Raw genomic sequence first — 23,002 nt, forward strand, 5'->3', positions numbered from 1 at the left:
ACATGTTGATGCCATTAACCATGAACAAAGCCTCATTCCGTTTCATCGTCGTCGTACTTGTTTCTGTATTAATCTTACAGGCTATGCTTACATTTGGTGCATCTGGTAGGGCACAGGCAGCAGCTGCATTTACAGTTACAGCTCAGGCTACCCCCTCTAACGCGGCGCCAGGCTCCAGTGTGTCATTGAACGTGAACGTTGCTTCATCACAAGCTGTAGCTGTACTGGTAGATGTTGAAATCTTTAATGCTTCCTTGACGAGAGTTAAACAGCTGGTCGTCGATAATGTTCAAATTGCAGCAAGTGGTAGCACAAACGTGCCTTTTCTATGGGATGTCCCAGCTAATTTGCCTGAAGGAACATACACAGTAAGTGTAGGCATTTTTGGGGCTGGTTGGAGTTCCGGTATGAGTAAATGGGTTGCTGGCGCTGCTCATGTGACAGTTAGCGGCGGAACGCAGACCCTTAACTTCACGAGCAGTGCAGCGGTCAATCCCGGAACAATCATTCCTGGTGGAGCATTAAGTGTCAGTGCTGCCATTACAGCTAGTCAAGATACAAGTGCTTTAGTCGAACTAAGGATAGTGCAGCCAGATGGCACCAACGTTAAGACAGAAACGTATACGGAGGCATTTGTTGCCTCACTAACCAAATCTTTCGTAACCAATTGGAATGTGCCCTTAAATGCTCAGCTTGGAGCTTACAAAGTTGAGCTAGGGGTATACAACGCAGACCGTTCCCAGACTTATCATGCTAACACCCAGGCCGGTCAATTCAACGTAACTTCACCTACGCAGCCGTCGTTAGGCACTCCGACTAACCTGCAGGCAGTTCCTACACAAACTACTGTTGGCCTCTCTTGGAATGCTGTAACTAGCGCAACCTACTATGATTTAGAGGTGGATGGAACGATTGTAAATAGTCTTGGAACCACTTCTTATACGCATACTGGATTGCAATCTGCTACTTCACATACTTACAGAGTGAGAGCCAAAAACGTGCAGTTGACAGGAGAATGGAGCGCTGTGATCACGGCGAATACGTTGTCCGCGCCTGTGTCAGGGACGATCAAGGTGCAAACCAAAACCTCCGGAGATTCCACCTCACAACAATTGTCGCCCGGGTTTGAAATTACGAATATGGGCAGCCAGCCGATATCGCTTAGCGATATCCGCGTCCGTTACTTTTTTACGATCGATACATTGAAGGCGATGTCTGTAAATTTCTGGACGACAGTCAACAGCAAGAGCAACGTGCTCACCGAGATTGTCTCCATGCCGATGACGACAGGTACGGCCGATCATTTTCTGGAAATCGGTTTCACCGCTGATGCCGGCTTGTTGCAGCCCGGTGCTAAGAAGGGTGTTTACACATGGATGAATAAAAGTGATTGGTCTTCTTTTAACCAGTCCAACGATTACTCATATAGAAGTAACTCGTCCAGCTATATGGATAATGATAAGGTCGTGGGCTTGATTGCCGGCGAACTAAAGTGGGGATCTTCTCCAATTCCGTTCGACTTACCAGCTTTCCCTGAACAAATTGCTGCAACTCCGACTTCGCCGACTACCATAGTCGTTACCTGGGAACCCGTAAATGGAGCAACAAGCTACGATATCGATGCAGACGGTACCGTGACAACTAATCTGACGTCTCCACAGTTCACCGACCAATGGTTGAATCCCAATATGCCTCATACCTATAAAGTAAGAACACATCAAGATTCGAAATTTGGTTATTGGAGTGAGCCGATTACCGTTCGTATGACGAATGCGTCAATCTTGCCTGCGCCAGTTAACATCAAGGCGTCCAAGACCAGTAATTCGATAAGCTTGACATGGGATATTCTGAAAGAATCCGTTACAGAATACGAAGTTGAAACGGACGGATTCGCTCAGAGCGCAGGGAGTGCAAACTCTTTTGCTCATAACGCTTTGACACCTGGTTCGTTGCATACTTACAGAGTTAGAGCAAAGAATGGGTTAGTTATCGGAGACTGGAGCCCTGTGATCAAACTGAACACACTGAGCACGACGACAGGCACCTTTACGGTTGACTTTACGGTAGATCCAACAGCCGAGAGAGCCCCCATAAGCCCTTACATCTATGGAACGAATGAGAACATGACCGGAACTGAGAATTTCAAGTCGAGGAGAATGGGCGGCAATCGATTGACTACTTACAACTGGGAGACGAATGCGTCCAATGCCGGTAAGGATACGACTGGTCAGCCAAACGACAATTACGTTCCCTTTTACTACGGTGAAGTGCCATCGACCCAATACAATGTTCCGGGGATAGCGGTTACAGCCTTCCATGAGAAATCGTTGGCACAGGGTGCCTTGTCGTTGGTTACTCTTCAAGCCGCAGGTTATGTAGCTAATGACAAAAATGGAAGTGTGAGCGCAAGTCAGACGGCGCCTTCGGCCAGATGGGCAGAAGTAAAAGCGACGAAAAACGCGCCATTCACGCTTGTGCCAAATGTAACGGACCAGGTTGTATATATGGACGAATTCGTAAATTTCCTTGTGAATCGTTTCGGTAATGCAAGTACGTCAAACGGAATCAAAGCGTATCTTATTGATAACGAGGCTGGTCTGTGGTCAGAAACTCATCCCTATATGCATCCGGCACCTGCGGGAAGTGCCGAAGTACTGAATAAATCGATTGAATTGGCCAAGGCGGTCAAGAATATCGATCCTCATGCGCAAATCTTCGGTTTGGGGGCATATGGATTTAGCGAATTCTATAATATGCAGCAGGCGGCAGACTGGAGCCAGCTTAAAGGCAACTATGACTGGTATATGGATTACTATCTGGATAAAATGCGCAGGGAATCGGCCAAAGAAGGAAAGCGGTTGCTCGATGTGCTCGATGTTCACTGGTATCCGGAGGCAACAGGAGGTGGCGTAAGAGTTACACGAAGCGATACGAATAATAATATAGAGGCTAATAAAGCGCGTATTCAGGCCACAAGAACGCTATGGGATCCTAGCTACAAAGAATCAAGCTGGATTACTGGAAACTCAAGCTTCCTTCCCTTTTTACCACTTATACCCAGACTTCAACAGTCGATTGATCTCTACAACGAGGATACCAAGATTGGATTCTCGGAGTACAATTATGGTGGAGAAAATCATATTTCCGGTGGTATTGCAACAACAGATGTGTTAGGTATATTCGGTAAGACAGGTGTGTATTCGGCGCAATATTGGAAAACCGCAAGACAAGTTAGCGATGCTCCTTATTCTTCGGCTGCTTTCAGAATATTTAATAATTATGATGGCAACAAGTCCGAATACGGGAATGTGAAGGTTCAGGCTGAAACAAACAATATTGAGAATAGTGCCATCTATGGATCTGTATTCGCCGATAGCGATAACAATCTTCACCTCATTGCGATTAATAAAAACTATGATCATGATATGAATGCTGTCTTCCATATCGGCGGAGAGACGTATAAGGCTGCACGCGTGTGGGCATTTGACAGCAATAGTTCGGTCATTACGGAGCGTCAGCCTATTACACAAATTAATGGATCATCTTTCTCTTACACCATTCCTAAACTTACTGTGTGTCATATTGTTCTAACGAAGACGCTTGTGGGGCAATAAGTTTCAACAAGAGAGAAATCGGTATAGCCGATTTCTCTTTGTTGAGATTTTTTGTCTGACCAGGTTTCTTTTATGTTATTGATAGAAACTAGAGTGTTATTGTCACGTTTCTACAATAAACGACAAAATTTCGCGTATGATACTCATAGTCCATAGACTAAATTTAAAAATGTAGATTAACATATAAATATTATTAATAGAAGGGTGTTCTTCTACAACGTGAAACAAATCTACATAGATATTAAGAATACACCATTGGTTTCTGTCAGAATCACAAAAAAATAGCAGGGAAGTTCATCATGAGTGAAAAAGTGAAAACAGTATCGAAATACGTAGTAACGTCTGCAATGCTGGTAAATTCATTAGCAGCTCCGACTGCCATACTTGCTGCGGATACTAAATTGGAGAGCCGTCTGTGGTGCAAATCCGCGGTGAAGGAATTGCTGATTTATTAAGAAAGGTAACAGGTAACATTTCCAGCATTAAATTCAATGGCTTGGAGTTGTCGCCAAATTTACGCATTATTAATATGGTTGTATTCGATATTATTCACCTTGCACTCCTATCTGCATACAGAGTTGATACCTTTGTCACTAACTATGATGATTCAGCCATTTATAGCGCATCCTTGGAGGCAGAAGCAAATGAAACTTAATATCAACGACATGTCATTGATGGAGAAAGAAAGCCTAATGCTTGCTTTACCCTCTCATGAAACATCCAAGTTTAATAAGCGTGAATGGAAAACTTTCATGGCGCATTCCTCAAAAATATATCGGCAGTATGGCATAACGATACAAACTTTTGAGAGCGTTAATCTCTCAAATAATAATAAAATCATATATTTTAAGAGTAGTAATTATATCCCCTATTTTAGACAACACAAATATCAGGTCAGTGTTGAAAAAGGCATGCATTTTATAGATTTTTTAAGAAATATGAAGCCGTCTTCTTACGTTGTTATATCCGTTAAGGATGACGGAAGTCAACAGTTAACCAATGAAATTGTCAATGAACTAACGGACTTTGGCATTAATTTGAATAGTCAACATCTCCAGTATAGTTATATATTCGTCGCACATAAAATGGGTCCAGCCTCCTTTGAGGTTATCCATGAGAAATTTGCACTTGAGGATATTGAGTGGGAAGGTGTTCTGGGCGGAAGAGAAGCAGTCATTCGAAGTGGTGGGGCTTTGGGCAGCAATTCCAGCAGTATAAGCTTGGATGAAGAAGAGTGGAGTCTTAATCAGAGGGGGATCAATCTTGTAACGATTGATCCCTCTTCGGTAAAAGAGATTGAAACGATAAACTTTGATACATTCACAACATTATTTGCTCAGGGAAGTTTGTTTAAGGCAACGCCTCCAATTGTGAATGACACTCCTATTCACTCTTCAGCTGAGGGTCAAGTAGGCTGGGAATTACACGGCGTTATTTATGCAGACTGTACGGGAGCGATGGAAAATAGCTATTCTAAAAGAGGACATATAGCCTTTGAAGTGGAACTTGAGTTAAACTCGGACGATGAACTGGTTGCTCGACATGATTGGGATTTCTATTTATATATGGTTTTAGGTCAAAATCCTCCAAAAGGCATCGAAAAAGATAAACCGCTCTCCTATGAGCAGTTCAGAATCTTGAAAATATTAGGCCGATTTTCACCAATTTCAATGGTAGATCTTTTCCAGTTCCTTGCTGATCACCCGGATGTTTTTTTGGTTACCGATACGAAGCATACTGAGCTTGATATCGTAAGGAAACAATTCAGCAAGTTGGTTGAGGCAGCAGCCTCTTTTAACTACAGCGTATTGATGAGAGTAATTCCGCAATTGTACAGTGCTGAGATGTACCCGGTTATTGAGGATATATTTCCTTTCACTAAATATGTGTACGCGCTCTATCAGACTACGGACAGTGATGAACAGGTACTAGATTTCGTGAAAAAAAATAAGATTCAAAATGTCACAACGTATCCCGAACGATACAGTTGTACTTTTGGGGCAGAATTAAAGAAATACGGTGCGAGGTTATTTATCCTTACCCTTAACGAAACAGCAACCGCACGGAAATATATAAGAATGAATTAGGATGACTTTTATACGGAAAGCCTGCAAAGATATCCATACTTGCATCAATATAAAATTACTTAATGATACGAAAGGTCTGTGTACTACACACAAACCCGAATATTAATTTGATAAAATTAAGAAATTGGGAGAGTCACTGTTCATATGAACAGATGCTTCTGGGAGATACGAAATGTATCTGAAGTGAGTTGAGGATTAATTATGCGATATAACGGGGGGCTGTGGACACGAATATGGAGGGAATAAGGCAACTAATTCACCTAGTTCCCAAGTTCGCCTTTACTTACTGACAAGAATGAACCGCGGGTACAATGCCTACTTAGTGACTACGAATGACCCACTGATTATAAAGTTTAGCTAAGATGCAAAATATTACTTGAGCATAGTGCAAGAAAATAACTTTAAATATGAGGGCCTAATAGAGCAGTTTCTATTGGCCCGTTTTTCATGATAAATTAAGGACATACGTCCTTCCCAACCTGTGATCATTTATTATTTATTTGGGAATGATACTTATAGTCCGTCGACTCTTTGCGGCATGTAGCTTAGGATTGATTTATACCCTTAAACCAGAAGGATGCTTACCTATGAATATTATGCAAGATTTTGGACTACGTCTTAAAGAATTACGACTACGATCAAGTATGTCTCAAGACACGCTTGCCTCTCTGTCTGGACTGGACAGAACTTATATTGGGGGAGTGGAACGTGGTGAGCGCAATGTTTCACTGAAAAATATTGAAATTTTATGTAATACACTTGATGTAGATATCAGTTATTTTTTTGCCGATGAACGATTCACTTTACATACGGCTTTCTTGAAAAGTGAATTGAGTAAGCCTCTGGAAGAGCGTTTTAGATATACCGTACAGAATGAGGAGAATATCATCGCTTGGCAAGTGACTGGGGCTTTACATCTCAATGAAGTAAAGAAGATCTGCCTGGATTTAAAGAGCGCCTGCCGGCAACTTGCCTCAGGTAAAGTGAAACTGCTTATCGATAATAGTAAAATGATGACCAAAGATCAGCCCATTGCCTTTCAACATGAAGTTACAGCGATTTGGGAAGAGCTTCAACGATGGTTTCTGCCTCATTGTGAACATGTCATCGTACTTTGTAATTCGAGATTCATGCAGAATCAGATGAATCGGCTAGCGAAACGGAGTGGGATTATTAAAGTTCAGAAAAGTCTCTTTGTTGAAAATGGGCAGTGGTTGGCGGATGGTGAGGATGATTTACTGCATGTGATAAAGGAGTACTTAAACACAAGATAACCTGAGAATGCGCATGTTGAAAGAATGACTTTAATTGGATTATTGGTATGTCAGGATGAGAGTTGCCAAAAGTAGGAGGTTATTCAGTGGACAGAAACCTAGCGTTTATACATCGAGTTAATATCATGCTCACATGGTTTTTCATGGTCTCGTGTGCACTGAGTACAGTGTTTTATATGGCAGTGGGTCGATGGGAGTTAGGCATAAATTCAGCAATCAGCCTACTGCCTGGGGGAATCATTACTTATTTTGTTTACAAAAAAATTGGAATTAAAATAATTCCTTATGTGTATTCCGCTATTATTTTATTAGGGACGATTTCTTTGGCTATACAAAAAGCGGATTTGCTTATTTTTGTCATGTTGATAATCTCTCTGGCTATTAATGCTATTTATTTGAATTTAAGATATATATTTGTGAATAGTATCATCACAATTATTTTGGCACTGACTTTCATGTTTAAAACACCAGATGTGTACAAGTCTGATGGTTCTCAATCCATGATGATCACCTTGATTTTTATCTTGTTTTTCATAGCTGGCATGCTCTGTTTGCAAGCTCATCTTGGTACGAAACTCAGAAGAGACATTGAAAAGAGCTGGACAGAATCTGTGGCGGCACAACACGAATCAGATCGACTGCTTGTAAAGATTCGTCAATCCATTGAAGTGCTCACTTCTTTCAATCAAAGCTTAAGCACAAATGTGGGCTCTACAGGAATAATTTTTCACGAACTGTCCACTGCTTTTTCTGAAGTCGCAAAAGGTGTGGAAACACAGGCAAGCAGTGTTGCGGATATTAATGAATCCATTAAAACCGTTGATATGTCCATCTTGAGGACATTCAATAATTCTGCGCAAATTGATAGATTGATTCAATCCACAGCATTAAAGACGCAAGAAGGAAGTAAGAAAATTGAGAATCTAACGAAGGAAATTCAAATATTGGCAGATATTGTAACAATGACTGTTACTTCAATGAATGAATTAAATTTGAAAAGTGAGCATATTGGGAACATTGTTACAGCGATTAGCGATATTTCAAGTCAAACGAATTTGCTCGCACTCAATGCGGCAATCGAAGCAGCACGTGCAGGCGAGCATGGAAGAGGCTTTGCAGTGGTTTCTTCAGAAGTACGTAAATTGGCTGAGAATTCTCAATATTCTACTAAGCAAATTGTGGATATACTAAGTGAAATAAAGAATAAGACTCAAACGATAACCAATCAGGTAACCATGGGTCAGCGTGCTATTTTTGCTGGTAAAGAGGTTGCTATCGATGCGGAGAGAACGTTCCGAGACATTAGTACAACCATGCAAATTGTAGTGGAGCAAGTAGCTGAATCTCAAGATATGGTGACTGAACTGAAAAATTCTTCTCAAATAATCGCTTCTGAACTTGCAAATGTATCTAGCATTACTGAGCAATCGAGTGCTTCCGTTGAGGAGATTTCAGCGAGTATTGATCAGCAAAATAGTACTGTTCAGACGATGGTAAGCAGCTTTAAGCAGCTTGAGGAGCTTATTTTGGAATTACAGCGTTCAACAAAAGGAAAATAGTTAAATACATATAAGCTCGATCATCTGCTCTCATCCTTAAAACTATGGGGGCTATTTGATATTAGGAGAGATTAAGAATGAGAAAAATGTTTATAGTTGGAGTTATGAGTATCTCACTAGTACTGATTTCGGAAAATTATGCAATCAAAATTGAGGCTGCATGTGGGATATACTGCCCGGCATTTGTAACAACGTTAGAGGAAACAGCTTTGTATGACTTACCTAGAGAAGACTCAGCAATCGTTGGCTTGTTATCCCCGCAAACCCTACAAGAAGTGAGCCATATAGAAACTGTTGAGAAGGGTTGGATTCAGGTACATACATGGCTGGGTGAAAAATGGATTCATCCCAATGAATTTGTTGAAGGGGAAGTAAGAAAATATGATCAACCTAAGACAATGCTTATTGAAACGGAACAGGTCTTTTATGACTTTCCTCTTGGGCATGGCCGTAAACCACAGTCAATAGGGGTACTTGCTCCTCAAGTCGTAGTGGCAACAGGAGATTTCTTTGGAGAAGGGACATCACTCGTAAGCATTGAGACTTGGTTAGGCAAGAAATGGATACGTCCGGGACACTTTGTTGAGCCGAATAGCGGAACGATCAAGTTTAACAATGCTTTTGATATTTATGACGACACGTTTAGCCACCAAGCTACTGGGAGACTTGATCCACAAAACGTTGATGTAATAGCCAAGGATGACTTTTGGTACTACGTGAAAACAGATATAGGAATGAAATGGGTTGTCCCGACGGAACCTATTGAGAAGGAGATCAAGTTGCAGTTTAAAACCCCGCTGTTTCGAACGATTTTTCATCGTTCCGGAGAAGAGATAGGAGAGCTCACTCCACAGACTGTACATGCTTTTGAGAAATTAAAAGGCTCAAATGTTCACTATCGGATTAAGAGTGATTGGCTTGGTGATGCATGGATTGTTGTCTCTGACAAGTGACTTATGCTAGACATGAGCGATGCAAAGCAACTTTCAGTTACTTTGCATCGCTTGTCAGAAACCAAACAATTGCTTTGATAAACTCATTTGGAAGCTCATAAACCTTTAGATACTTTTTCATTTCATGGGTAATCCGTACATGATCGTCGCCAAACGCTTCCACATATCGAGCCAATTGCACATAACGTTTAATGTCTTCATGGAAATCATCTGCAGTAGCAGGCCGTGAATGAGATTCAACGTATGTTTGAACATCATACCTATTAACTTGCTCCATTAGTCTCAGAAAGTTTGCACTGGTATATCGATAAGGACCACCGTAGATGGCTGGTCCGAGTGCGTCACCAAGAAATAAGGTTTTATCTTCCTTCACGTAGAGAAGACAAGAATCCTCTGCATGATCGCCGCCAACGTGTTCCAACTCACAGAGTACTCCTCCAAGATCGATAGTTAGCCTATCATGGAATATTACATCAGGTTCAATGATGTGTAAATCACGATTATTTCCGTATTCTAACTGGATATGTCTGGCACTGGCCTCATTAATAATTCCCCCACGAATAAGTTCATTGAGAGTCTCATCTGTCCAAATGAGGCCTTTAAGTTGACCTAGCCGCGTCGCTGTCTGATGATTCGCGATCGCGGGAAGTTTCCATTCAGACATGCCAAATGTATGATCCCAATGCCAATGTGTCAACACAAGCAGATCGGGCAAGCGAATGTTGTGCCGAGTGAGTTCCTCGCGAAATTGCGCAGCGTGGGCTGGAGAATTTCCAGCATCGAGTAACAGTGTTCTTTTATCACCGACAATCGCAGCAAGTATTGGACGGTCCGTTTTATGATCCGCATGCTGGATCCATATGTGCTTACTTATACGTTCAATCTGGGACATAATGAACTCCTATTCCTCAAGAATGCTATTAGATATCATAAGGGGAAATTGTAATTTTAACAACGATACTTATAGTCCGTCGACTCTACTCGAGCATTTAGCTTAACATGACTATATACTCATTACTCAAGAAGGGTGCTTAATTATGGATATTTTGCTGGATTTCGGATTACGCCTCAAAGAATTACGGCTGCAATCAAGTATATCTCAGGATATGCTTGCCTCTCTCTCTGGGCTGAATAGAACATATATTGGAGGTGTGGAACGTGGTGAGCGCAATGTATCGTTGAAAAATATTGAAATTCTGTGTCACACACTTAGCGTAGATATTAGTTATTATTTTGCAGATGAACGATTTTCTATGCGCTTAAAGCATAAAAGTTTAAAGCTTCAAGGAGATAAAAGAAGTAATTGATTACAAGCGTGTGCATTCGGAGGGAAATGATGATGACAAACAAGGGAAATTTGTTTCGAATGTCGCTAAAAAGTAAGTTGATCTTATCTTTTTCTGCTATTTTATTAATTCCATGTTTGACCATAGGTTGGTTTTCATATCAGAGTTCCAAAGAAAAAGTAGAGCAGCATATTATGGTGGCTGCTCAGGAAAACGTGAATTATTTTAATAGACTGATTAATGACTATATGGAACCAATCCGCAGAGATGTCGATTATTTGGCGCAAAGCTTGCCCAACAAGCTTGAAAGTTCCAATCTTTCAGAGCCTACCGTAAAAAACTTAATTGCCAAATTCCAATCCCTTCACTCCGAGCTGGATGCGACTTATGTTGGTGCCTCAGACGGTAAGATGGTTCTTTATCCAGAGGTGGCTATGCCTGATGGTTATGATCCGCGCAAAAGACCTTGGTACGAAAATGCCATAAAGGCCAAGGGTCAAACCATTATGACTGATCCGTACGTTAATGCGACGAATGGTGAGATTGTCGTTACATTTGCCAGCGCGACTGAGGATGGTTCCAAAGTCATTGCTGTCGATTTGAATATGACAAGGTTCGCTGCAGAAGTCAAGAAGGTGAAGATTGGGAAGCAAGGTTATTTGTCTATTATGGATAAGTCGAAGGCTTATCTGGTTCATCCTTCCTTGAAGCCAGGTACTCCGGTTCCAGCTGAACTTGCATCCTTCATTGGAGATGGTCAACGTGTCATCTTTTCTTCTAAACAAGAGGGTCAAGCCATTAGGTCAGTTGTTGAGCAGAATGATTTAACCGGCTGGAAAGTTATGGGGTCGCTCTCCCTCCAAGAGATTAATGACGAAGCAGCCGTAGTATTGAGAACAACCTTGTTTGTCATTCTAGTTGCTATGATCATAGGTGCGGCAATAATATATTTCATCATCCGCTCCATCATAGTTCCTGTCAGAAAACTAATTGATGTGTCTCAGCAAATCAGTGAAGGTGATTTGACAGTTCAAGTGGAAGAAACACTGGCTAGAGATGAAATTGCACAGCTCGGCCAAAGCTTTAACAAGATGATCCATTCTTTAAGAACGATTCTGATGGAAGTGAGCGAAACCTCCAGTCTACTTGCAGCATCGTCGGAGGAGCTAACGGCAAGCTCGGAGCAGACTTCGAATGCTACGCAGTTCATTGCCGAGAATATCCAACAGCTGGCAGAAGGTGCAGAGACGCAGGTGGGCAGCGTTAAAATTGGGTCGCGAATTGTTATAGAAATGTCAAAGGATGTACAAGGAATTGCAGCTAGCTCGCAAGCAGTTTCTGAGAAAGCGGTGCAGGCTACCCAAATTTCAAAGGAAGGTAATCTGACCATTCAAACCGCGGTCACGCAAATGAGCTCGATCCAAAGTACTGTTGAAAATCTATCGCTAGTCATTAAAAATTTAACCAATCAATCGAATGAAATTGGTAATATTGTTTCTCTAATTAGTGAAATTTCAGCACAAACCAACTTGTTGTCATTGAATGCTTCCATTGAAGCGGCGCGAGCGGGAGAACACGGACGCGGGTTTGCAGTCGTTGCTCAGGAAGTTAAGAAACTATCCGAGCAAACGGCAGATTCCTCCAAACAAATCATCAGCATGATTAAGACAATACAGACCGAGGCGCAACAAGCTGTTCTTTCGATGGACGTAACATTCTCAGAAGTAACTGGGGGCATTCAAGTTATGAATAAAGCCGGTGAGTTGTTCAGTCAAATTCAGCTTTCGATAGAGGATGTGGAGAAGCAAATTCAGGAAGTATCTATCGCTTCTAAGCAAGTATTGAACGGTGTTGATCAAGCTGCCCAAGCGATGGAGACTATATCAGCCATTGTGGAAGAAAGTGCAACGGCTACACATAATGTATCCTCAGCAGCGGAGGAACAACTCGCATCTATGGAAGAAATTGCGGCTTCTTCCGAGGCACTATCGAAGATGGCCATTGAGCTGCAAGAAATGAATGAAAAATTTAAAATGTGATGTCTAGAAACTGGATTCGCCGGTTCTCATTGGAGATGATATCACGCTTAAATCCATTTGTTTCGTTAGTGAAGCTTGAAAAGAAGGTGTTTATGCAATATTGGGATAATCGTAAAATTCAAATTGAAAGAAGAGGTTACTAATGAGTTATCGTATGAAGAAAAGCAAATTTGCCTTCATTCTAACGATTTTATTGCTGGTTCAATCTTTACAGCCAACAGGAAGTATGAAAATTACGGCGGCAGAGGTTGGCGAGAATCCTCCAACTGCACAAGAGGAGAAAATACCGCCATGGGCACAGCAGGCTGTTGCCAATTTAACTCGCCAAAAGGTCATTCAGGGATATGAAAATGGCACGTTTAAACCGGATCAAATTGTAACACGTGCTGAATTAGCTGTATTTGTGTACCGTATGGCAAGCTTGACCGGAATAAAGCATTCAGATAGAGATATCTCGGGTTTCTCAGATGTAAAAAAGGAATGGTTCGCAGAGGATGTACTAGCCGCATCGAAACTTGGTTTTATCCAAGGTTATGAGGACGGTACTTTCCGCCCAAACGAGCATGTTACACGTGAGGAAACAGCAGTTTTGCTGAATCGCTTATATCCAAGAAAAACGCTATCTGTTTCAAGGTTTACAGATAAAGGCGCTATTGCGCCATGGGCGATTGAGGCCGTTGAATCATTATCTGATGCTCAGGTTCTACAGGGCTATGAGGATGGCGCCTTTCATGGAAAAAGGAATTTAACGCGAGCCGAACTAGCAGTTGCACTGGATCGTTTATGGAAGCTGACAAATAGTCAGACGCCAACATCTGATTTAACGCTATCTGTTACTGTTCAAACACCGGATAATAACTTGATGGTTGATGCACAAGTATTTGTACATGCTCAGGGAAAAAAGATGTTCTTGGCGGAGGGGAAGACCGATGCAAAGGGGAACGTTAAGTTCTCTTTGCCATCCGGCTCTTATGAATTATATTCGATTGGTCAAGAATCTGTTGCTTATAAGAAAGTTGAAGTTGACAGTGAACATACGGCGTTTCAATTAAAGACTGAATCAGCCGCTTCTTTCACTGGTAAGATAGTCGCAAAGAATGGGAGCCCATCGGCCGGAATTGTGGTTAGCCTTACGACAAATCCTACATTCTTTGCTGTAACGAAGTCAGACGGAACATTCAATGCCGTTGTTCTTCCTGAAAAGGACTATACGGTTAACTTATTGGAAGATCCTCGAATTCAGAGATATGCAGCTCAGATTGATAGACCCGAGGGTGTATTCGAAGCTGGGATCGATGTGTTACAGGGGCTTAATTGGCTGGATTCGGATCAAGTCTCAATGCCTGGCTGTGCGTGCAGCAAAGTTGCTTTAACGGGGACCTATCGTTCGCCTAAAGCAGGTGAACACAAGGAACTCGGCCAATTGGTTTTCTCTTCTTCACAAGAAGCACCATCAGGGGGGGCGTCTGGCAATTCCTCGGGTAATCCCACTGGAGGAGGTAGTGACGCAGACCGAACACCCCCTTCAATTCCGACTAGACTGGTCGCTACCTCTGGCGATAAGGAAGCGGATTTGAGCTGGACAGCCAATAATGACAATGACTTGGCAGGGTATAAGGTATACATGTCTATTGACGGCGGTGTTACTTGGACGTTAAGTACAGACAATGGTCTAAAGACCTCATACAAAGCGAAAAGTCTTACAAATGGGATTTCCTATCAATTCGCAGTTACAGCCTACGATAAGTTGGGCAACGAATCGCTACGCTCAATAAAAGTTGAAGTTATTCCTTCTGGACCACCTCCACTGGAAGACCATCAGTCACCAATCATTCCCTCCGGTCTGAACGGTAATGCTGGTGACAGCAAGGTGACGCTTGCTTGGGAGGCCAACAGCGAAGCTGATCTGGCAGGATACAATGTTTATGTATCAGCTGATTCTGCAACATGGAACACAGCTGTTGATGTGGGAACGGCTGTAAATTATACGGCTCTCAATCTAACCAACGGTATCCCTTATCGCTTTGCTGTTACTGCTTATGATCAAAGCGGCAATGAATCGGATAAATCACCAACGATTACAGTAACTCCAGTCTCCGGCAATGGCGGCAACAGCTTGCCTCCAGACCCTATCGGGGCAGCCAACCCGCTAACTACAACTAGCATACTAAGCTTTTCGGAGATGACAGAATTCTTATATACCGGAAGTCAGCCGATACAAACTGGTGTAGCACCGGGATCGATTGACGAACACCTTTCAGCTGTGCTTAGGGGCAAAGTGCTGGATAAATCAGGTGGGCTCCTCTCGGGGGTGAAAATCACACTATTGGATCACAGTGAGTGGGGGCAGACATTAAGCCGGGCCGACGGTATGTTCGATATGGCTGTGAACGGCGGTGGTAACGTCACGGTTCAATATGAAAAGAACGGTTATATGACGGTGCAGCGGAAGTGGAACGTCATTTCCGGTGATTACGCTGCCATTCCAGATGTCGTGATGACTGCTTATGATACGAAAGTTACAGTAGTAGATCTGATGGAAGCCGAGCAGGTTCAGAGTGCACAAGGCAGTACGGTTAGCGACTCAGCGGGACAACGTACACCAACGGTTATTATTCCGAAAGGCGTGACAGGTTCCATGCGTCTGCCGGACGGAACGATGCAGCAATTAACCGAAATTCATTTGCGGGCGACTGAATATACGGTTGGTGAGCAGGGGATGAAGGCTATGCCCGGAGATCTGCCTTCCTATGTTGGTTATACGCATGCCGTAGAATTATCGGCAGATGAGGCAGTCGCGACCCAAGCTTCTAAAGTTCTGTTTAATCAGCCCTTGTATTATTATGTGGAAAATTATCTTGAATTTCCCATAGGTGAAATCGTACCGACTGGTTATTTCGATCGGTTATTAGGAATTTGGGTCGCCTCTAATAATGGGAAAGTGCTTCGAATAGTGTCAATCGATAATGGAGTAGCTCAAATCGATACGGACGGGGACGGAAGTGAAGACAGTGAGGAGCGACTACTCGAACTTGGTTTCACGGAGGAAGAGAGAGTGAAACTGGCAGAGCTGTACCTGCCAGGCCAAAGTTTGTGGCGAACGCCGATTGAGCATTTTACACCTTGGGACACCAATTGGCCATATGGACCGCCGCTAGATGCGATCAGCCCTCCGGATAAGAGCCCTAATTTTAATCAGATTGATATCAAAGACCCTTGTGAACAGAGTGGTTCTATCATTGGCTGTCAAAACCAAACTTTAGGGGAGATCATTCCCATTCCGGGAACTGGATTGGCACTCACTTACAACAGTGAAAGGACCGAGGGCTTTTTACCTAAATCCAGACTTGAAATACCAGTCAGCGGTGCGACACCGATGCCTGCATCGCTCAAGTACATGACTGTACAGATTGATATTGGTGGTATTACTTACTCGAAACAATTTGCCGCTTTGTCCAATCAACAATGGACGTTTGATTGGAATGGAATGGATGCTTACCAGCGATCTTTGACAGGCGCGCATCCATATACGGTAACTGTCGCTTATCATTACGCGGCTCGTTACTACCGTTCTGCAGCAGAGTTTAACCAAAGCTTCGGACGAGTAACGGCTACAGGTGTAGCTATTGGAAGAGCAGATGCGCAGCGTGAGGTAACCACATCACGGACGTGGAACGGACAGTTGGAGAGTCCCGTTAACCGTTACGAGGAATCAGGTATTGCCGGTTGGAGTCTGGATGTGCACCATATCTACGATCCAACGCAGAAAATGCTGCATACCGGTAATCATCAACAATTAGAGAGAAGTGCTTCGTTATATAATGAATTCATTATTACCGGTGATCCCGATAATTCGGTTAATAAGACGACGCTGGAACAGGACTTCGACTTCGACAGATCGATTTTGGTCGCAGGTAAGGAACGAGAATATTACACAACCGCTTACGCGAAAGAGGAAGATAACTACCTATTAATTCGCAAAGATTACGATGGGACATTTCATCGAGCTGGCGAATTTGGTCCCGATTTTAAACCATCAATTGTTAGAGTTGAAGCGTCAGGTGCAATTTATGTGTACTCGTATGAGGCTTCCTCAATAATCAGAAAAAAAAGAACAGAAACACAGTGGATAGCTGTAGCTGGTAAGGGAACGAGAGGCAACGGCAGCACGCCGATTGCGGAAGGTTCAATGGCCAATCAGGCAGAGTTGGCTGAAGTAATTGATTTGGAAATAAGTCCTGACGGAAGTGTTTATTTTCTTCAAGTTGAGGCAAGTAACAAAGTAAGATTGTACCGAATTGGTACAGATGGGCGCATAGCACAAATGAATGATCCTAGCGTTGTTGAAAGCCTTGAGACGGGCCCTGCAACCAAGGAGGCTGTCGGACTTGTGCACGGTATCATGATAGGTCCTGATGGTAGCTTGTACTTGAAGGATACCAATACCGATTATTATGGCGGGATGAAAACTCGTTATCGAAAGATTAGTCCAGATGGAACACTTTCTCGATATGCAGGCGAGTATGGTTATAACGTATATGGCACGAGCTTAGAGAACGGTGCAGTTGCCATTGGCACACGATTCAATGCGAACGATCAAGATATGATGGATGCAAAAGGGCGACTTTATTTTCAGGATAAGTTCCGCAATGAGATATACCGAATTGATGAGAAAGGTGATCTTGAGCTGGTTCAATCGGCATTGTTGAAGAAAATGAAGGATGAGCTTCATGGTACGCGGTTATTTCTGCAAGCTGTAGAATCAGATGGCAGTCTGGTAGTTGCAGATGGTAATAATTGGTTTCTGAAAAAACATTACCGAATTAAACAAAATGAGACGATGGATGTACCGGATGAGAGTGGAATGAAAATCTACCAATTTGACGGTGGGAATGGAAGACTTATAAAAACAGTCCATGCACTCACAGGCGCTCTGATTAATGAGCTGAGCTATGATGACTCCGGGCATCTTATCGCCATCCATGATGAAGAGGGCAATCAGGTATCTATTGAACGCGATGCCAGCGGTGTGCCTTTAGCAATCATTGAACCGGGTGGAGTGAGGACGAAACTTGAGGTGGATGCTAATGGCGAGCTCGTTGCGGTTACGGATAACGCGGGTCGCTCATACAAGATGGTGTACGATGCCCAGGGACTGCTTACACGGTTTATTGATCCTAATCAAGCTGTCAGTAAGTATGAGTATGATAGCAAGGGGCTGTTAGTTCGTGCAGAGAATGCATTGGATGGCGTTAAAACACTGCAAAGGACAGATACAGCGGTCGGATATACGGTTGTTTTTACTGATCCGGAAGCTCGTTCTACTGTTTATAAAGTAGAAAAATCCAATGGGAAATTGATTCGCACCTCGATTGACCCGGCTGGGGGACAAACGATTTTGACCGTTCAGGGCGATTACAACCAGCAGTTGGATTTGCCGAATGGTACGACCGTCAACAAAACGTTCTCCCCCGATCCGCGCTGGGGCATGAATGTCCCTGTGCTGCAAGAGATGACAGCCATAAATGCAGATGGTCGCCAAGTGCAATTCTCGGAATCTCGTTTGGCCGTTGTACCAAACGGTACTCTGAAATCCTACACCGTGCAGTACAACATCAATGGAGCAATATCCAAGGTGCAATATGAGGCAGCAACACGTAAATACACGGAGACAAGTGCAGAAGGAGCCATCCTATATACGTACTTGGATGGGAAGGGAAGGGTTAGCAGAATTGCGACTGCAGATACCTCGCTATCTGGAACTTCCTATCACTATGATGAACGAGGTCGTCTTGAGCGAATTGAACGTAGTGATCAAGCCCTCAATTATGTCTATGATGAGAAAAATCGGTTGAAATCGGTCATTGATGCTTATGGAAGCGTGAAAAACTACGGCTACGACGACACGGGACGGGTGACCAGTATTGAGACACCTGGAGGTAAAACGTATCGTAAAGATTACGATGATTCCGGTAATCCAACCAAGATTACGATGCCTGACGGTACTGATTACACGCAGCATTTTAACTCATTAAATCAGTTTGCAGGATTCAACCCAGACGGCTTAGAGCCTTGGATCTCACTGGAGCATAGCAGTAGCGGAAAGTTAGAACGATCGAAGCTGAGAAGTGGCAGAGAAACCAACTATCTGTATGAACAAAGCGGTGGTAAGCGAATGACAGCGATGAATGACCCCGATATTCTTCGCACATTCACTTATGCAGATGCCACGGAACGTGTTCAAAAGATTCAAAGCGAGCAAGCAGGAAGCTTACAAGAGATTGCTTACACTTATGATGGAGAAGATGTTAGTCGCATGATCTGGTCTGGCGCAGCTGAAGGCAGATTCGACTACACATATGATGCTTTGTCAAATGTGATAGGGTTCCAAACATCAGTTACAAGACAAGTTTATGGCGCTCTAACGAATACAACAGTCAATACGCCGATTAGCTTCGATCATGATAATCGGATGACTCGATTTGGCGCGTTTGAATTCAATCGCAGTGGCCCTGGCAGAACCATCGGATTCATTAGTGATGGAAAATTAAAAATCAACATAGGCTATGATGAAATTGGCAGGAGGGTAAACCAAACCACTGAACTTGATGGTGATGAAGTACATCGGATTGAATATGAGTATGATAAGAGAGGAATGGTTACAGATAGAACCGTTACTTCTGCAGAAGGCCAAGCAAAGGAACACTATGAATTCGATAGGGACGGCCAATTAATTTCTACCGAACGATACGGTGCGGATGGAAAGTTGGATATTGAAACCTATGAATATGACGAGAACAAGAACAGGATAAGTCGGGAGTTTAACGGTGCTAAGGAAGTAAGCGTGTATGATAAGTTCGATCAGCTAAAGAATGTTGGCGCAACCGCTTATTTATTCGATGATGACGGATTCTTAAAGCAGCGAGGTAATGATTCGTTTCGTTATGGCCTCCGTGGAGAATTGCTTGTGGCCACGGTTACCGATGTAACTTATAAGTACACCTATGATGCAATTGGGAGAAGGACTGCTCGGGAGGATGAGTCCGGTGGAAAGTTTCAGTACCTGTATGGTCACCCGCACTCCTTGCAGATGCTGACTACATCCATCGATCCTAATGGTGTTATGACTCAGTATGATTATGATGAGAATGGACTGTTGCTAGGACTGGAGCGGGCAGGAGTACGATACTACGTAATTACTGACGGTGTAGGAACTCCTCAATTGGTGCTCGATACCGACGGGAAAGTCGTCAAAAAGCTTAGGTACGACAGCTATGGCGTGCTGCTGAATGATTCGAATCCAGCATTCGAACTCGTGATTGGCTTTGCCGGGGGGATTGAGGATGGTGCGACAGGATTGACTCGGTTCGGAGCACGCGATTATGATGCCTTTAGTGGGCGGTGGACGGCTCGTGATCCGATTCTGCATGAAAGCGGGCAGGCAAATTTGTACGCTTACGTGAACAATAACCCCGTACTATTGCGTGATCCTTGCGGTCTGTTCTGTATCGGAGGTTCTTTATATGAAGGGATTGGCGGAGGTGGAAAAGTTTGCGCAACCGATGAAGGATTCTCAGCCTGTGTAGAGTTCGGATTTGGCGCAGGTGGCGGTTTGGATGTGAATCCTTTTGAGGACTTATCCAAGGATGCTATTGGGGTTGAAGTGACGGGCAAGCTATCATATGGACCTGCGTCGTTAACTTTAGGAATGAAGGTCGAAGATAGCTGGGATGGAGGGTGCCCCTCATTGGGTGGTGTCGCCGAAGCCGAGTTTGGTCCGGCAAAAATTGATATAATGGATCTATCGAATTCCGGGGTAAAAGGGGAAGATAGCCAAATGCATGAAGATGTCCGAGATTTAATGAAAAATAAGGACTACACTCCCGGTGGCTCTATCACAGTTAAAGCAGAAGCAGCAATAAAGGCAAAACTCTGCAAGCAACTCCGTTGGTAAATACAAAGCTGAGCGATCCGATTTGGAGTAACTAACAAGTAAAATAAGGGCTGTCCTTCAAGGTCGTTCGACCTTGAGGACAGCCCTTATTGTCATGCAATATCAACTCATATAATTTGACCATTAATCATTGTCCATTGTACTTGGAATTGTTCATCTAACAAGACAAGATCAGCATCAAAACCCGCCGAGATCCTGCCTATAGTATCAAGGCCGAGTATGCGTGCAGGAGTTGTTGCTGCCATTTGAACCGCGTCTGTCAATGAAATACCAGTTTCAACGGTTAAACGAAGTGCCTCATTCATCGTAACTGTACTGGAGGCTAAAGTCCCATCCTCTAGACGTGCCACACCTTCGGTAACCGTAACATGATGGCCGCCGAACACATAATTTCCATCCCCTAGACCCATGGCTTGCAAAGCATCTGTGATAAGTACCATGCCATCTGGTCCTTTGAGACGATGCATCATTCGAACGATCGCAGGATGCAAATGAATGCCATCTACAATAGCTTGGAGGCTGACATGTTCTTCTTCAAAAGCGGCTACAACTAGGCCGGGATCCCGATGATGAATCGGACGCATGCCATTAAAACAATGCGTAACATGACTAGCTCCTGCTGCAAAGGCTTGCTTGGCCTCCTCGTATGAGGCATCCGAGTGCGCGACAGCGATAACCACGCCCATTTCCTTCAGAAAAGAGATGAGTTCCATTCCACCAGGTAATTCGGGAGCTATGGTAACCATTTTAATCAGTCCATCGGCTTCGTTAAAAATATCTTGCATTTCACTCAGATTCGGATGACGTAAATATCGTTCATTTTGCATACCTTTACGTTTAGGATTCAGGTAAGGCCCCTCTAGATGAAGCCCGGCAATTTTGGCCCCGACTTCATGCCCGATGACACGTTTCACGCTTCGAATCATGGCTAATAATTCTTCGATTGTAGAGCTGACAGAGGTGACCAAGAATGAGGTGCACCCTGTTTCAGCACAAGCCCTTGAAACCTCCTGAATGCTTGTCTCACTGCCATCCATCATATTGTATCCGTTGGCACCGTGAATATGCACATCGATCATGCCAGGTACTAATAAATGTCCTTGACCATCTATGAATTCATATTCGCCCTCTGGAAGAGAAGAGAGACCACTTTCTATTTTTTCAATCCTTCCGTTTCGTATCCAAAGTGTGGCAGATAGATCAGGGGCATCTTGTTGAATCACGTTTACATTGTGCAAAATTTTAAGAGTCATAGTTGTTTTCCTCCTCATAGTTGTCTTGTTCCTCACATTGAATAATCGTTATATTTTTATGATGAAGAACTTCGCGTATTTCGATAGGTACCTCTTGGTCAGTAATTAAAATATCTACAAAGTCAAAATCTAAACGATAAACTGAATTGGTTGAGAACTTCGTGAAATCGGCCACAGCAATGAGCTGGTCCGATCGGCGGGCCATCTCCTTTTTTACAGTAACATCATCTTCGTAAGGAAAATAAAGACCATCGGCACGTATAGCTGTAGCTCCAATAAATGCCTTATCAGCTCTTAATTCTCTTAGTTTATCAATGACAGATGGGCCATATAATAACCGATTTTTGGTGTGTAAATAGCCGCCGAGCACATAAACTTGGAGATCTTCCCGACCTGACAGAATTCCTAATATATCTATGGAGTGTGTGATCGCTGTAATGTTTTTGGCGGTAATTTGTTCGGCTACAGACTGTACCGTAGTTGATACGTCAAAAATGACTGTCTCCCGATCTTGAACTAGATTAGCTGCTAACTGCCCGATTTTCCTTTTACTGTCCGTTTCGTCAATTAAACGTTCTTGATAGCTAGCTATTTCCTTCTGCAACTGAGGTAGAGCGACACCTCCATGTGTACGAATAACAACCCCTTCTTGTACTAATTTAACAATATCTCTTCGGGCTGTATCTCTAGATACATCTAGAAGAGAGCAGATATCCATAACACTCATCACGTTGTTTTTATTAACATAGTCGAGTATTTTTAGTAATCGTTCTTCCTGATACATCAATATCACCCCATATAAGTAATTCTATCATACTTTTTAAGTATTTAAAAGTAATTTTTAAGTAAGTTTAAGTGATATGGATTTGAGCTCACTTGTTCAGATTATACCAATTTTACTATTTATGATAAAATTGATTTAGTTTGATGAGCTAAATTAATCCTGTATTATCGGAGGGGTTTCCTTGAATTTATTCTATATT

General features: G+C 43.1%; 13 protein-coding genes. 10 read left to right on the forward strand and 3 right to left on the reverse strand.

Translation table 11 applies throughout. The annotated features are described in order from the left end of the window. Positions 1-8 precede the first annotated feature (8 nt). The 7 genes from HQN88_RS13855 (at position 9) to HQN88_RS13885 (ending at position 9,487) form a co-directional block, all read left to right on the forward strand. Positions 9-3,614: a glycoside hydrolase family 44 protein gene (locus HQN88_RS13855; protein ID WP_173112627.1), complete on the forward strand. Its 3,606-nt coding sequence runs from the start codon at positions 9-11 to the stop codon at positions 3,612-3,614. Between the two features lie 299 nt (positions 3,615-3,913). Then, positions 3,914-4,069, forward strand: a complete 156-nt coding sequence (locus tag HQN88_RS13860; protein WP_173112630.1) for a hypothetical protein — start codon at positions 3,914-3,916, stop codon at positions 4,067-4,069. Beyond that, positions 4,030-4,269, forward strand: a complete 240-nt coding sequence (locus HQN88_RS13865; protein WP_173112633.1) for a hypothetical protein — start codon at positions 4,030-4,032, stop codon at positions 4,267-4,269. Before HQN88_RS13860 ends, HQN88_RS13865 begins: the two co-directional genes overlap by 40 nt. Further along, complete coding sequence (locus tag HQN88_RS13870; protein WP_173112636.1) at positions 4,259-5,701, forward strand: interleukin-like EMT inducer domain-containing protein; 1,443 nt, start codon at positions 4,259-4,261, stop codon at positions 5,699-5,701. The genes HQN88_RS13865 and HQN88_RS13870 overlap by 11 nt, the downstream gene beginning before the upstream one ends. 587 nt (positions 5,702-6,288) lie before the next feature. Next, positions 6,289-6,975 (forward strand): helix-turn-helix domain-containing protein, encoded by a 687-nt coding sequence (locus tag HQN88_RS13875; protein WP_173112640.1) that lies wholly within the window; start codon positions 6,289-6,291, stop codon positions 6,973-6,975. 86 nt (positions 6,976-7,061) lie between these two features. Beyond that, entirely contained in the window at positions 7,062-8,534 is a 1,473-nt protein-coding gene (locus HQN88_RS38365) for a methyl-accepting chemotaxis protein (protein ID WP_173112643.1), read from the forward strand. Between the two features lie 77 nt (positions 8,535-8,611). After that, entirely contained in the window at positions 8,612-9,487 is an 876-nt protein-coding gene (locus HQN88_RS13885; RefSeq protein WP_173112646.1) for a hypothetical protein, read from the forward strand. Positions 9,488-9,524: 37 nt separating this feature from the next. Here HQN88_RS13885 and HQN88_RS13890 read toward each other — a convergent pair whose 3' ends face one another. Then, positions 9,525-10,379 (reverse strand): MBL fold metallo-hydrolase, encoded by an 855-nt coding sequence (locus tag HQN88_RS13890; protein ID WP_173112649.1) that lies wholly within the window; start codon positions 10,377-10,379, stop codon positions 9,525-9,527. 145 nt (positions 10,380-10,524) lie between these two features. On the opposite strand from HQN88_RS13890, the gene HQN88_RS13895 reads away from it, so the two are divergent. The 3 genes from HQN88_RS13895 to HQN88_RS13905 all read left to right on the forward strand — a co-directional run bounded on the left by HQN88_RS13895 (position 10,525) and on the right by HQN88_RS13905 (position 20,766). Further along, the gene (locus HQN88_RS13895) at positions 10,525-10,794 is read left to right on the forward strand and encodes a helix-turn-helix domain-containing protein (protein WP_173112652.1); all 270 of its coding nucleotides are present in this window, start codon (positions 10,525-10,527) and stop codon (positions 10,792-10,794) included. Positions 10,795-10,823: 29 nt separating this feature from the next. After that, positions 10,824-12,812 (forward strand): methyl-accepting chemotaxis protein, encoded by a 1,989-nt coding sequence (locus HQN88_RS13900; RefSeq protein WP_173112655.1) that lies wholly within the window; start codon positions 10,824-10,826, stop codon positions 12,810-12,812. A gap of 142 nt (positions 12,813-12,954) precedes the next feature. Beyond that, entirely contained in the window at positions 12,955-20,766 is a 7,812-nt protein-coding gene (locus HQN88_RS13905) for an S-layer homology domain-containing protein (RefSeq protein ID WP_173112658.1), read from the forward strand. Positions 20,767-20,873: 107 nt separating this feature from the next. On the opposite strand, the gene nagA is transcribed toward HQN88_RS13905, so the two are convergent. After that, a complete protein-coding gene (nagA, locus tag HQN88_RS13910) occupies positions 20,874-22,019 on the reverse strand; it encodes an N-acetylglucosamine-6-phosphate deacetylase (RefSeq protein ID WP_173112661.1) in 1,146 nt (381 codons plus the stop codon). Continuing rightward, the gene (locus HQN88_RS13915) at positions 22,009-22,803 is read right to left on the reverse strand and encodes a DeoR/GlpR family DNA-binding transcription regulator (RefSeq protein ID WP_173112664.1); all 795 of its coding nucleotides are present in this window, start codon (positions 22,801-22,803) and stop codon (positions 22,009-22,011) included. The genes nagA and HQN88_RS13915 overlap by 11 nt, the downstream gene beginning before the upstream one ends. Positions 22,804-23,002 lie beyond the last annotated feature (199 nt).

The organism is Paenibacillus qinlingensis, from assembly GCF_013204845.1.
GTDB lineage: Bacteria > Bacillota > Bacilli > Paenibacillales > NBRC-103111 > Paenibacillus_E > Paenibacillus_E qinlingensis.